Origin of the sequence: Bacillus sp. L_1B0_5, assembly GCF_000836715.1 — a bacterium.
Taxonomy (GTDB): Bacteria; Bacillota; Bacilli; order Bacillales; family Bacillaceae_G; genus Bacillus_A; species Bacillus_A thuringiensis_S.
This window is the reverse complement of the sequence record NZ_JXIS01000035.1, coordinates 29,733-43,800: the sequence shown is the minus strand read 5'-3', so window position 1 is coordinate 43,800 and position 14,068 is coordinate 29,733. Positions and strand designations below refer to the sequence as shown.

Genomic DNA, 14,068 nt, shown 5'->3' with positions numbered 1-14,068 from the left:
TCTTTCACATAAACGTAATTTTAACACCGAAAGAAAGTGCTTTGCAACAAAGTTTCCTCACTTACAGTATGCAAAGCAAAAAACTTAAGAACCTCACACATTTCTCCTCATTCGTGAAAAAAGCCAAAGTCAAGGCACGCTTGACTTTGACTTTTTGTCATCTTACTTATTATCTTTGCAGTTGAATTACTTGTCTTCTTTTACTTCTTCAAACTCAGCGTCAACTACATTATCTTTCTTCACGCCAGCGTCTTGTGCACCTTGCGCACCTTCTGCTTGACCAGCAGCTGCTTGAGCTTGCTCGTATAATTTAACACTTAATTGTTGTACGATTTCTTGTAAAGCGTCTTTTTTCGCACGAATTTCCTCAAGCTCGTTTTTCTCAATTGCAGCTTGTAATGCTTCTTTCGCTTCTGTTGCTTTTGCAACTTCAGCTGCATCTACTTTACCTTCTAAATCTTTTACAACTTTGTCTGTTTGGAATACAAGTTGGTCAGCTTCGTTACGAAGTTCAACTTCTTCCTTACGTTTTTGGTCAGCGTCAGCATTTGCTTCTGCTTCTTGTACCATACGATCTACTTCTTCATCAGAAAGACCTGAAGAAGATTGGATTGTAATAGCTTGCTCTTTGCTTGTTCCTAAGTCTTTCGCACGTACGTTAACAATACCGTTCGCATCAATATCGAATGTTACTTCGATTTGTGGAATACCACGTGGTGCTGGTGGAAGGTCTGTTAATTGGAAACGACCTAACGTTTTGTTGTCAGCTGACATTGGACGCTCACCTTGTAATACGTGAATGTCTACTGCTGGTTGGTTATCAGCAGCTGTTGAGAATACTTGTGACTTACTTGTTGGAATTGTAGTGTTACGCTCGATTAATTTCGTGAACACACCACCCATAGTTTCAATACCTAAAGAAAGTGGAGTTACATCTAATAATAGTACGCCTTCTACATCACCAGTAAGTACGCCACCTTGAACTGCAGCACCTAATGCTACAACTTCATCAGGGTTTACACCTTTATATGGCTCTTTACCAGTTTCACGTTTAATAGCTTCTTGTACAGCTGGGATACGAGTAGATCCACCAACAAGAATAACTTTATCTAATTCGCTTGGAGCAAAACCAGCGTCTTTTAATGCACGACGAGTTGGCTCTAATGTTCTTTCAACAAGACCTGCTGAAAGTTCTTCGAATTTCGCTCTTGTTAACGTTAATTCTAAGTGTAATGGACCAGCAGCTCCAGCACTAATGAATGGTAATGAAATTTGTGTTTGTGTTACACCAGAAAGATCTTTTTTCGCTTTTTCAGCTGCATCTTTCAAGCGTTGAAGCGCCATTTTATCTTGGCTTAAATCAATGTTATTTTCTTTTTTGAACTCAGCTACTAAGTGATCGATGATAACTTGGTCAAAGTCATCTCCACCAAGACGGTTGTCACCAGCAGTTGAAATAACTTCGAATGTGCCGTCTGCTAACTCAAGGATAGATACGTCAAATGTACCGCCACCTAAGTCATATACTAAGATTTTTTGTTCTTCATCTTGTTTTTCTAAACCGTAAGCAAGTGCTGCTGCTGTTGGCTCATTAATGATACGCTCAACTTCTAAACCAGCGATACGACCAGCATCTTTCGTTGCTTGACGCTCTGCATCGTTGAAGTATGCAGGTACTGTAATAACAGCTTTCGTTACTGTTTCACCTAAGTATGCTTCAGCAGAAGCTTTTAAGTTTTGTAAAATGATTGCAGAAATTTCTTGAGGTGTGTAATCTTTACCTTCAACTTCTACTTTGTAATCTGTACCCATATGACGTTTAACAGACATGATTGTATTTGGGTTTGTAATTGCTTGACGCTTTGCAACTTCCCCAACTTGACGTTCTTCATTTTTGAAAGCTACAACAGAAGGTGTTGTACGGTTGCCTTCTGGATTTGGGATAACCTTTGGTTCTCCACCTTCCATAACAGCTACACAAGAGTTTGTTGTACCTAAGTCAATACCGATAATTTTACTCATGGCTAATCCTCCTACTTTTATGTAAATTATTGATTTACTTTTACCATTGATGGGCGAATTACACGATCTTTTAGTTTATAACCTTTTTGGAATTCTTCCACAACCGCGCTTGATTCAAATTCACTGTCTTCCACTTGCATAATAGCTTGGTGTTCATTAGGATCAAACTGTTTACCAACAGCTCCAATCACTTCCACACCTTCTTTAGTCAACGCTTCTAGCAATTGACGATGCACCATTTCCATACCTTGTAATAAGGATTTCGTTTGCTCATCAGTTGCTTCCACTTGCATCGCTCTTTCAAAATTATCAAGAGCTGGCAAAATGTCTGAAACTAGACTTTGTGCTCTATATTTTTCAGCAGCCTGTTTATCCATTTGGACACGGCGCTTATAATTTTCAAAATCAGCTTGTAGACGTAATGTGCGACCTTCCGTTTCCGTTAGTTTCGCTTGTAACTCATCTACTTTTTCTTGTAAAAGAGCAGCCTCACTTTTTTCTTCTACAGTTTCTTCACTGTTTTCTGGCGTGACAGCTTCTTCAACTTGCGCTTCTTTTACTTCTTCTACCACTTGTTCGTTACGCTCTTCCACAATATTCACCTCCTTAAAAGGTATTAGGTATCATGTATAGCATGATTACCTAAACATTATATATTACACACAGCAATGAAAATTTCATCACTTGAGCGAATGTATTACTCTCATTTACTTTTTAAGTCCATCAGTAAATTGTCTCGTAAATAACTGTAACAAACTAATTACACGAGAATATTGCATTCTCGTAGGACCTAAAATAGCAATTGTTCCAAGTTGCTCTTCGCCGATCGAATATGTTGCAGAAATTAAACTGCAATCCTCCATAGCCGTCGAAGTGTTTTCCCTACCAATTTTCACTTGAATCCCGACTTGTTTATGACGCAAAATGTCATAAAATTCGGCTTCATTATCAATCATGGTAAGCAAAGATCTAACCTTTTGAATGTCATGGAACTCTGGCTGCGAAAGCATATTTGCTTTTCCTCCAAAGTATATCTTTTCCGATAACGGAACTTGAAATGTACCATCTAACATTTTTATTGCACTATCGTAATTATGAACATACCCACGTAAAACTGTAACAATTTCCTTAAAGATTTTATTATGAAGTTCTTCCATCGGTACGCCAGATAGCTTTTCATTTAAAATATTAACCATTTTTTCTAAATCTGATAAATCAACAGATTCCGGAACGGTAATCGTTTTACTTTGTACATGCCCTGTATCAGTTACAATAATAGCGACTGCAGTTTGACGATCAAGCGGCACAATTTGTACATTTTTAAGTTTATTTGTACTTAACTTCGGTCCAAGGACAATGGCCGTATAATTCGTAAGTTCTGATAAAATTTGAGCAGATTGCTGTGCAATTTTTTCCGCTTCAAAAATTCTTTCAGCAAATAAATCTTTAATTTGTACAATTTCAGCGTTCGGTAAGTTTTGCGGCGCTAAAAGATGGTCTACATAAAATCGGTAGCCTTTCTCAGAAGGAACACGTCCAGAAGAACTGTGTGTTTTTTCAATAAAACCTAATTCTTCTAAGTCCGCCATTTCATTTCGAATAGTAGCTGAACTAAATGTAATTTGATCTTTTTTAGCCAACGTTCTAGACCCAACAGGCTGCGCTGATCCAATAAAGTCATCAATAATTGTTTGTAAAATTAAGAGCTGACGTTCCGTAAGCATCTCATCATCACCTCTGTTAGCACTCTTTGTCTTCGAGTGCTAAATCTATTAATAACTTACCAAAATTGACATTCAATTGTCAACGGAAACGTCACGAAATAATGAAACTTTTTCACGCCCATGGAACATTTAATTAGTCAATCAAAAATGATTGGAATACTTCATTCCCTAATAATTTTCCTTTTCGCGTTAAACGCACATGTCCATTTTCCTCTTCAAGTAATCCCTGTTCTTGATTGCTTTGTAACTGCTTCGCGAAAACTTGATCCATCTCCACATTAAATTTATTGCGGAATGCCGTTTTAGAAACACCTTTCGTTTTTCGAAGTCCTAAGAACAGTTCTTCTTCCATTCTTTCTTTCTCCGTCACCTTATGAACATCTAAATACGGAAATCCTGTTTCATCAATTTTATTAAAATATTGCTTCAGCGGACCTACATTTTGAATACGTTCCCCATTCACATAACTATGAGCTCCAGCTCCAAAGCCATAATACTCTTCATTATTCCAGTATGTGAGATTATGTTTACTTTTATTGTCACCTTTTGAGAAATTACTAATTTCATACTGGTTATAACCGTTTTTCTCCATTTCATCCATTACCATTTCATACATTTTCGCTTCATGGTCTTCACCCGGAAGACGCAATTTCCCTTTATTCATTAAGTTATAAAACACTGTTTTGGGTTCCACAATTAATGAATATGCCGAGAAATGTTGTACACCAAGCGTAAAAGCAATGTCTAATGTTTCCTTCACATCTTCTATCGTTTGTCCTGGCAAAGCATAAATAATATCTACATTAATATTTTTAAAGCCTACTTCCTGAGCTTCTCGAATCGCTAGGAATGCATCTTCCCTCGTATGCTTGCGCCCGATTTTCTCAAGCAGTTCATCACGGAACGTTTGCACACCAAAACTAATTCGATTCACTCCACCTTCTAGTAGTACATTCAACTTCTCTTTCGGTAGATCTCCTGGATTCGCTTCAAATGTCAATTCACAATTTGGAGCAAACGGACGCAAATGACGATTAATAATCTCGAGTAATTTTTTTGTCTGTTCCATATTTAACGCTGTCGGAGTTCCACCGCCCACAAAAATCGTTTTCATACTATCAAACGGAACTTTTTGAACCGTATTTATTATTTCCTTCTCTAAATAATCTAAATATTGATCAACCGGTTGGCGTTCAATAAACACTTTATTAAAATCACAATAGTGACAAATGTGCTGACAAAACGGAATATGAATATATGCAGCTTGTACCAAATATAACTCCTACCTTTCTAAAAAGAAAACCTCCGCACTCCGGAGGATTCTCTACTTCTCTAACGTATTACGAATTTGTTCCATTCGCATTTTTCCCCAATCATACATCATTTCAACGATCGGTAAAAGCGACATGCCTAGTTCCGTCATATAATACTCAACACGAGGAGGAATTTCGGGATATACTGTTCGATCAACAATCCCATCTTCCATTAACTCTTTTAATTGGTTCGACAAAACTTTATGAGAAATGCTTGGGAATAACCGTTGTAATTCACTAAAACGATGAGGCCCTTCCACACCAAGATGCCACAGTATCACAACTTTCCACTTTCCACTAATAATAGAAAGCGTCAATTCCTTTTCACAATTAAAATTGCCATTTTGTATTTTATCTTGAATATCTTTTCGAATATTTTCGGACATTAACAATCTCCTAACTCTATATGAACTAAAAAGCTCTCTCATTATTGTAAATGAGAGCTGCTCAGATGTCTAAAAAGTAATTATACAGAAAAAAGAAGCCGCACAAACGACTTCTTTTTTATTTCAAATATTAGTTGTCATCCATTTTCAGTACAGCCATGAATGCCTCTTGCGGCACTTCTACAGAACCAACAGACTTCATACGTTTTTTACCTTCTTTTTGCTTATCAAGAAGTTTACGCTTACGAGAAATGTCACCGCCGTAACATTTTGCAAGTACGTTTTTACGCATCGCCTTAATTGTAGAACGGGCTACAACTTTATTTCCGATAGTCGCCTGAATTGGCACTTCGAACTGTTGTCTCGGAATTAATTCTTTTAATTTCTCTACAATTACTTTACCACGGTCATACGCTGAATCACGGTGTACGATAAATGATAAAGCATCTACTTGTTCATTATTTAAAAGAATATCCATTTTCACAAGTTTAGATGGTTTATAACCAATTAACTCGTAGTCAAATGATGCATACCCTTTCGTATTTGATTTCAATTGATCGAAGAAGTCATATACGATTTCTGATAACGGGATTTCATATGTTAATGTAACACGCGTTTCATCTAAATATTGCATATCAATAAACGTTCCACGTTTACCTTGGCAAATTTCCATTACAGCTCCAACATAGTCATTCGGAACCATAATTGAAGCCTTCACAAACGGCTCTTCTACACGATCGATAGACTGTGGATCTGGCATATTAGATGGATTATCAACAATAACATCTTCACCGTTTGTTAAATAAACTTTATAAATAACGCTTGGCGCTGTTGTAATTAAGTCAATCTTAAATTCACGTTCAATACGTTCTTGAATGATTTCCATGTGAAGAAGTCCTAAGAATCCACAACGGAAACCAAATCCTAACGCTTGAGATGTTTCTGGTTCAAACTCAAGAGCAGAATCGTTTAACTCTAATTTTTCTAACGCATCACGTAAATCGTTATAACGAGCAGAATCAATTGGATACAGCCCACAGAATACCATCGGGTTTAATTTACGGTAACCTGGTAACGCCTCTGCAGCTGGACGTTTCGCATGTGTAATCGTATCACCAACACGTGTATCACCTACGTTTTTAATAGATGCTGCTAAGAAACCTACATCACCTACTGTTAACTCATCACGTTGCGTAGTTTTCGGTGTAAATACACCTACTTCTGTTACTTCAAATTCTTTACCCGTTGCCATCATACGTACTTTATCGCCAACTTTTACCGTTCCATTTACAACACGGATATAAGCAATTACACCACGGTACGGATCATATAAAGAGTCGAAAATCATACATTGTAACGGCTCTTCTGAATCACCTGCTGGAGCTGGTACTTTTTCAACAATTTGTTCTAAAATTTCTTCAATACCAATTCCAGCTTTCGCAGAAGCAAGTACCGCTTCTGATGCATCTAAACCAATTACATCTTCTACCTCTTGACGTACACGTTCTGGATCCGCACTTGGTAAGTCGATTTTATTGATAACTGGTAAAATTTCTAAGTTGTTATCAAGCGCTAAGTATACGTTCGCTAACGTTTGCGCTTCAATACCTTGCGCTGCATCTACTACAAGAATCGCGCCTTCACAAGCCGCTAAACTACGAGATACTTCGTACGTAAAGTCGACGTGTCCTGGTGTATCAATTAAATGAAGAATATACTCTTCACCATCTTTTGCTTTATAGTTTAATTGTACTGCGTTTAATTTAATTGTAATACCACGCTCACGCTCTAAATCCATAGAGTCAAGCAACTGAGCTTTCATTTCGCGTTGTGTTAACGCATTTGTTTTCTCTAAAATACGGTCTGCTAACGTTGATTTTCCGTGGTCAATATGAGCAATAATAGAGAAATTACGAATTTTGGACTGTCTTTTTGCTCTTTCTTCTTTGTTCATCTATGTTCTCAACTCCTAATAGTCTCGCCAATATACACTAGCACTGATTATATCAATAGAGCAACAAAGATTCAATGAAAACTCGTGCTGCTTACGATACAAATCATTCTATCTATATCTTATGCGAATAAACCATAAGAGACAAACCCTTTTCAAATTTTAAAACGGTTGTCTTACAAATCAGTAAAACAACCGCCTCCCATGTTACTCTTAGCTAAAAATCCCCTTTATTTTCCCAACAACTATATCCGTTCCAAACTTCGTCATTTCATAAGCTACACTTGCTACCGCCATCCCAATTCCTTCTACAACATTAAAACTTCTTAAACGTTCTAATTGTTGTTGTTTTTCTGAAGCTGAAAACGAACTACCCAAAATTTCTGATTCAACACCTGTACTCTCTGTCCCTGTCATATGAGCTATTTGTTCATACGACAATTGCCGATAACCTTTCATACTTTTCAAACCATGATTAGCAAGTGACACTCCTGCTATCATCATAAGTAAACATAAAGCTACACTACATATACACAAAAGCGCAAAACGACTCAAACTATTATCATCTTTCTCCCTCAATGTGTATACGCTCCTGTATTATCTTGATCAATTTGATGATGCAGCGCTGCATTTAAACCACTCGCTATTACATTCGCCATATCCTCAATAAAAGTATCTACTTCTTTTGGGGTCACCATTAAATTATGACCAAGAGGCGATAGCACTTCATAAATCAGCCTTCTTTTTTCTTCTTCTTCCAACGTACCAACAGCACCTAAAAACATATTTCGGCTCTTTTCATCTGGCATATCTTCTTCTGTTAATTTTTTCTTTTCTCCAAATGAAAATCCCGCTGGTAACAAAGATCGTGAAGGTTTGTTTCCTTCTTTCATCTCTCGACCAAAATGTTTCAAAATAAAATCAATCGTATCACTCGTAATCGAAACGGCATCGACCACAGTCGGAACACCAATTGCAATAACAGGGATACCTAATGTCTCTTTACTTAGTTCCTTACGTTTATTCCCAACCCCCGATCCTGGATGGATTCCAGTATCAGAAATTTGTATCGTGCTATTTACTCGTTCGATAGAACGGGCAGCTAATGCGTCAATCGCAATTACAAAGTCTGGATTTGTCTTCTCAATAATCCCATAAATAACATCGCTCGTTTCGATCCCGGTAATTCCCATTACCCCCGGTCGAATTGCACTAACAGGCCTAAATCCTTCTTCTACACTTTCAGGCTGCAATTGAAACAAATGTCTCGTTACTAATACATTTTCTACAACTATTGGCCCAAGAGCATCCGGTGTTACATTCCAATTCCCAAGGCCTACAATTAAACAGCTCGCTTCTTTTGTAACACCAACCTCTTCTAAGAAATAAGAAAATTCTTTTGCAAAAATACGCTCCACCTTTTGTTGAAGTTCTGTATCTTGCTGACGTATACCTTGTACTTCAAGCGTTAAATAATTTCCAGGTTTTTTACCCATCGCTTCAGAGGCAGCTTCATCAATTGTTACTTTTGTAATTATAGTACCTTCTTCTTCCCTCTCTTTTACAATTACTCCCTGTATCCCTTTTTGTTCTCCTTGGCTTTCTTGCAACATTTGATGAGCTTCTACAGCAAGGTCAGTTCTAACGCTATATTTACTTAAATCCAATGGTTCTTTCATCGTATCTCCTCCGTAATTCATAGTAAATATCGTTAGATTTCCCAAAGTTATATAAGGTCATTCTTTCCTTTACGTGAAATTTCATGGATATACTATTGCAATTCTCTTCACCGTTTGATAGAATATCACTTGTTCTATGTAAGAATCGAGTCATTCGATTGCACCAGGGAGGTGAAAAGTATGGCAAACATCAAATCTGCTATCAAACGCGCTAAACTTAGCGAAGAGCGTCGTGCACATAACGCTTCTATCAAGTCTGACATGCGTTCTGCTGTTAAAACTGTAGAAGCTTTAGTTACTAATAACGATCTTGAAAATGCTAAAGAAGCTTTCAAAACTGCTTCTAAAAAACTTGACAAAGCAGCTCGTAAAGGTCTTATCCACCAAAACGCTGCATCTCGTCAAAAATCTCGCTTAGCGAAACAAGTAAACGCGTAAGGCGTTTAAAAAACGATCCATTTGGATCGTTTTTTTATATACAAAAAAAGTTCATGCACTAAGTACATGAACTTTTTTGTGTCATCACATATGATTTAATCGCATTAAGAAAAACTCGAGCACAAGTTTCTTATCCATCTTTCCCGTCTTCATACTATAATCAGCTTCCGCTAATTCTATAATCACTTTTTTTAATTCTTCAAAAGAGAAAAATTTCGTTTGATTCATCGCCAACTTTACACGATACGGATGCACACCAATATGAGATGCAATTTGATTTTGCCCATAACCACGTTGCTGTAACTCTTTCACTTGATACAACAAACGGAATTGACTCACTAATAACGCAAGCAATTTAATCGGTTCTTCCTGCTGCGTAAATAATCCATCCAAAATTTGCATTGCACCTGCAATATCTTTTTTTACCACTTTTTCTGTCAAAGCAAATACATTTTGCTCAACTGATTTTGGCACAAGCTCTGCAACAAGTTTCGTCGTAATCTCTCCGCCCATACCAACGTATAACGTTAACTTGTCCATTTCCTTCGCCAACATCGTTACATTACTTCCCACAAGCTCTAGCAACAAACTAACAGCCGCGTTATCAATGTGCACATGCACTTCATCTGCACGAGCAATAATCCACTTCTGAACATCCTGCACTTGCATCGCATTCGCTTCTACTACATCAGCTGTTTTCTTTAATAGTTTTGTAATTTTTTTTCGCTCATCAAGTTTTTCGTAAGGCGCAACAAAAACAAGAATAGAAAATGGAGAAGGTTCACCAATATATTCTTCTAAAATTTTTATATTTTGCTCTAACTTTTCTTTTTGCGAAGTCAGAAATAGCGGTGATTTTATTAACAGTACTTTCCGTTCTCCAAAGAAAGGAAGCGTACGCGCATCCTCAACCACATCTTCTAAATACGCTTCTTCCAAATCGTATGTCACAACATTAAACTCTCTATCTTCCTCTTCAAGTGCTTCTGTCGTAATAAGCTTTATCGTTTCATTTATAAAAAAAGCTTCCGTTCCATATAGTAAATATAACGGAGCGAACTGTTTCTTTTTAATTTTTTTATGTATATCACTCATACTTTTTCCTACTCCCTAACTTGACAATATATATTTATACTAATGCCCTCGCTTTTGTTTTACAAGTACAAAGGAACAGGCTTTATAACCCGTCCCTTTATTTATATTAAACGCCACGCAATAAGCCCCGGGTTTCTTATTGGTGTGCGGTAATCACCTTCCCTTTATTATTCACAATAAAAATTCGAGTATAAGTGCCAACTGTTAACATGCTTGGAAACAAAAAACTTACGTTACTTCATGATCTAAAAGTAGCAAAAAAGCTCGTTTTCTCTTCACATGGAAATTGTAGATTTTTTTCTGACAATATTTTATACTAAAGTGGAATGTTGGGGAGGGATTCTAAATGAATGATTTTGAACAAAACGTTCAAAGTAAACGCAATGACGCTATTGATTCAGGGGTAGGATTTATCGTCTCATTTGGTTTTTTCGCAACACTTTTCATCATTGCAACTGTTATTAAATTTATCGGTTCTTAAAGGCTGCCACTTCATGGCAGTCTTCTCTTTTTCAACTATTATATGTCTTATCATATGTGATTTTACTTTGAAAGGTTCCATTTTCCCCTTTAAAAACATAGGAAATAGCACCTTGCTGGTCCGTGCGCCATATCGCACTCCCCATCTTCTCAAAACGCTCTATCACTTCTTTATGCGGGTGTCCATATCTATTCTGCTTACCAACAGATATAATCGCTACACGGGGCTGTATAACGTTCAAAAAAGGCTCTATAGATGACGTGTTACTCCCATGATGAGCAACTTTTAAAACATCCACTCGCAAATCTGGATGCGCATATACTAAAAACTTCTCTCCTTCTTCTTCTAAATCGCCTGTAAATAGCCACGTCAGTCCTCCAAATTTTGCCCATATTACAATTGAAGCGTTATTTTCGCTTTTTTCTTTTCCTTTTGGAGCTAAAACGAAAAATTCTGCTTCATTTACACTCCAACTCTCCCCTTCCCCCACTTCAGTTATTTTCATTTCCTTTTCTAATGCCTTTTTCTTTACTACTTTTTCTAATACTGCATCTTTTCCCTTTCGGCCAAATACAACTTCTTTTACAGGTATATATGATAATAATTCTTGCGCAGCACCTATATGATCTGCATCTCCATGCGTTACGATTAATTTATCGATTGTTTTAATACCTTCCTTTTGTAAATAGGGTATTAAAACATCAGTTCCAACAGAAAATTCATGCTTTTTTTGTTGCCATTCTTCCTTATTCACACGAAGCGTTCCACCTGTATCAATAAGATAAATCCCTTTATCATACGGAAGGCGAATCAATATTGCATCACCTTGTCCAACATCAATAAATGTTACACTTCCGCTTTCTCTAAAATATGGATATACATAATGACACGTGCTAATAAAAAGAAATACACTTACAACTATACACACCATTTTTTTCGGCGCTCTCCTTTCCCAAACCATCAATATACTGACAATACTCGCGCAATATACAGCTACAAGATTAAAGGGCGTTTTCCCAAAAACAAGCTGGGTAAATGGTAAACTTTCACAATAACTTAGAAAATCATTAGACATACTCAAGCCTATTGATAATACATTCGCAAATCCTTTTGCGAGAAACGGGACAATTGGCATACACAGTAAAATAATAATGCTACATGGTAATACAATGATAGATAAAAACGGGACGTATAAGAGATTGAGGAAAATGCTATATGGAGAAAAATAACCAAAGTGATATAACAAAATCGGAGTACTAACGAGCTGTGAAATGATAGAAATATAAATAGCATTTCGGATTACTCCGTTGCTACTCCCTAATAATAGCGGAGCAGACAAAAGTAAAGCGAAGCTACCTACAAAAGAAAACTGAAATCCAATATTAAAAACAAGATAAGGGTCATATATAAGCATACATATAGCTGTTACACTTAAAGCATCTAAACTAGATAAACGAATCGAGCACATAAAAGCAATCAACATCAAAACTCCTGTTATAGAAGCTCTTATAACAGATGGTGACGCCCCTGCTAAAACCATATACAAAGGAATACAGACGATAAGGCAAATTGTTGCTACCTCCCTCGTCGCACCACTTCTCAGCAAAACAAAATATACTATCCCCATTAACAATACAATGTGCGAACCTGAAATTGCTAACAAGTGTACAAGACCAAACTGTTGATATTGCTCTTCTACTTCAAACGTCATTTGTTGTCTATCACCAAATAGTAACGCATTCATAAAAGCACCTGATTGCTCCGGAAACATTTCTGTAACTTTGGAAATTGCTTGTTGCCTCAAAAGAAGAATCCATTGCATGAGCGACAGTGATGTTTTATAGCATTCAGAAATATATGTAGCCTCAAATGTGAAATGAATATGTTGCTTATATAAATAATCACGGTAATTAAAACCATGAAAATTCCGAGCTGTTTGCGGTTCTTTCCTCTCACCCTCGAATATACATGATATCCCTGCGTATAATTGTTGCATCTTTTCCTTTTCCAAGGCTGATTTTATTCTATAACTTAACTGTACTATATTTTTATTCTGGTCTTCAAATTGAAAAGATAGGCGATCCCCATTAACAAGCGGCGTATTTTGTATAACCCCTCTTGTAACCCCATAGGACTCTCCTAGAGGCTTGTTCCACCCTTGAACACAGGAAGTGTATATAGCGCTACTAAAGCACGCTACAATGCAAAAAATGAAGGTTTTACGCGAAGTGCGATATAAACAGAAGCAAACATTTAAAAAGAGGCAAAAAACTATCAATAAAAGTGACGAGGAAAAGGCAATTGCAATCCCTATTATAAACGAGATTGCAACATACCCCCATTGTTCCTGCAACTTATACTCACTCCTTATAGCATCATTTTTGCTTTCGTGAATACATGCTGTAATTCTTCCATTGATAAATTATCTTTTTCTAAAGACGCAAATAATTCTTTTAACTCCGTATAACTTTTTTGCTCCTCTAATGCAGCAATATCATATTCTAACGGAACGTGCTTCACTGTTACATTCGCTTGTTCAAATAATTCTATGGCGTATGGATGATTTTTATAATCCTGCGCATAATAAACCGCTGTAATACCACTTTGAATAATTGCCTTACAACATTGTAAACAAGGGAAATGCGTAACGTAAATTTCTGCTTCCTCTGTTTTCGCACCAAACTTGGCACATTGTAATAAAGCATTCATTTCGGCATGAATTGTCCGAACACAATGATTATCGATTACGTAACAACCATCATCTATACAATGTACGCCACCTTTAATCGAACCATTATATCCACCAGCAATAATTCTTTTATCGCGAACGATTGTCGCTCCTACCGCAAGCCTTGTACATGTACTACGTAACGATAGTAGATGGCTTTGCGTCATAAAATATTGATCCCATGAAATTCGTTCCATATTTTTCACCTACTTTTTTTGTCTACTTGTAGTGTAGCGAAAGAAGAAAAACTT

The 14,068-nt window shown here is 36.8% G+C and carries 13 protein-coding genes; 2 read left to right on the top strand and 11 right to left on the bottom strand.

Annotated elements, in window-relative coordinates; all coding sequences use genetic code 11:
• Window positions 1-186: 186 nt before the first annotated feature.
• The 8 genes from dnaK to gpr all read right to left on the bottom strand — a co-directional run bounded on the left by dnaK (window position 187) and on the right by gpr (window position 9,075).
• Window positions 187-2,022 carry a chaperone protein DnaK gene (gene dnaK, locus RT27_RS11730; protein ID WP_016080254.1) on the bottom strand — a complete coding sequence of 612 codons (1,836 nt, stop codon included), beginning with the start codon at window positions 2,020-2,022 and terminating at the stop codon, window positions 187-189.
• Window positions 2,023-2,048: 26 nt separating this feature from the next.
• The gene (gene grpE, locus RT27_RS11725; RefSeq protein WP_043936244.1) at window positions 2,049-2,615 is read right to left on the bottom strand and encodes a nucleotide exchange factor GrpE; all 567 of its coding nucleotides are present in this window, start codon (window positions 2,613-2,615) and stop codon (window positions 2,049-2,051) included.
• A 114-nt stretch (window positions 2,616-2,729) separates the two neighbouring features.
• On the bottom strand, window positions 2,730-3,746 hold the full coding sequence (gene hrcA, locus RT27_RS11720; protein ID WP_016080253.1) for a heat-inducible transcriptional repressor HrcA: 1,017 nt from the start codon (window positions 3,744-3,746) through the stop codon (window positions 2,730-2,732).
• A 133-nt stretch (window positions 3,747-3,879) separates the two neighbouring features.
• On the bottom strand, window positions 3,880-5,019 hold the full coding sequence (gene hemW, locus RT27_RS11715) for a radical SAM family heme chaperone HemW (protein ID WP_029443320.1): 1,140 nt from the start codon (window positions 5,017-5,019) through the stop codon (window positions 3,880-3,882).
• 51 nt (window positions 5,020-5,070) lie between these two features.
• Window positions 5,071-5,445, bottom strand: a complete 375-nt coding sequence (locus RT27_RS11710) for a helix-turn-helix domain-containing protein (RefSeq protein WP_001293539.1) — start codon at window positions 5,443-5,445, stop codon at window positions 5,071-5,073.
• A gap of 130 nt (window positions 5,446-5,575) precedes the next feature.
• A complete protein-coding gene (gene lepA, locus RT27_RS11705) occupies window positions 5,576-7,399 on the bottom strand; it encodes an elongation factor 4 (RefSeq protein ID WP_001030948.1) in 1,824 nt (607 codons plus the stop codon).
• A 210-nt stretch (window positions 7,400-7,609) separates the two neighbouring features.
• Complete coding sequence (locus tag RT27_RS11700; protein WP_001207095.1) at window positions 7,610-7,975, bottom strand: YqxA family protein; 366 nt, start codon at window positions 7,973-7,975, stop codon at window positions 7,610-7,612.
• On the bottom strand, window positions 7,972-9,075 hold the full coding sequence (gene gpr / locus RT27_RS11695; RefSeq protein WP_029443322.1) for a GPR endopeptidase: 1,104 nt from the start codon (window positions 9,073-9,075) through the stop codon (window positions 7,972-7,974). The genes RT27_RS11700 and gpr overlap by 4 nt, the downstream gene beginning before the upstream one ends.
• A gap of 180 nt (window positions 9,076-9,255) precedes the next feature.
• Here gpr and rpsT point away from each other — a divergent pair, with 180 nt between their 5' ends.
• On the top strand, window positions 9,256-9,513 hold the full coding sequence (gene rpsT / locus RT27_RS11690) for a 30S ribosomal protein S20 (RefSeq protein WP_001274012.1): 258 nt from the start codon (window positions 9,256-9,258) through the stop codon (window positions 9,511-9,513).
• Window positions 9,514-9,597: 84 nt separating this feature from the next.
• On the opposite strand, the gene holA is transcribed toward rpsT, so the two are convergent.
• Complete coding sequence (gene holA, locus RT27_RS11685; protein ID WP_016080251.1) at window positions 9,598-10,608, bottom strand: DNA polymerase III subunit delta; 1,011 nt, start codon at window positions 10,606-10,608, stop codon at window positions 9,598-9,600.
• Between the two features lie 346 nt (window positions 10,609-10,954).
• Here holA and RT27_RS11680 point away from each other — a divergent pair, with 346 nt between their 5' ends.
• Complete coding sequence (locus tag RT27_RS11680; protein ID WP_000997609.1) at window positions 10,955-11,089, top strand: YqzM family protein; 135 nt, start codon at window positions 10,955-10,957, stop codon at window positions 11,087-11,089.
• A 31-nt stretch (window positions 11,090-11,120) separates the two neighbouring features.
• Here RT27_RS11680 and RT27_RS11675 read toward each other — a convergent pair whose 3' ends face one another.
• A complete protein-coding gene (locus tag RT27_RS11675) occupies window positions 11,121-13,442 on the bottom strand; it encodes a DNA internalization-related competence protein ComEC/Rec2 (RefSeq protein WP_043936242.1) in 2,322 nt (773 codons plus the stop codon).
• A gap of 14 nt (window positions 13,443-13,456) precedes the next feature.
• Window positions 13,457-14,014: a ComE operon protein 2 gene (locus RT27_RS11670; protein WP_029443324.1), complete on the bottom strand. Its 558-nt coding sequence runs from the start codon at window positions 14,012-14,014 to the stop codon at window positions 13,457-13,459.
• Window positions 14,015-14,068: the final 54 nt, after the last annotated feature.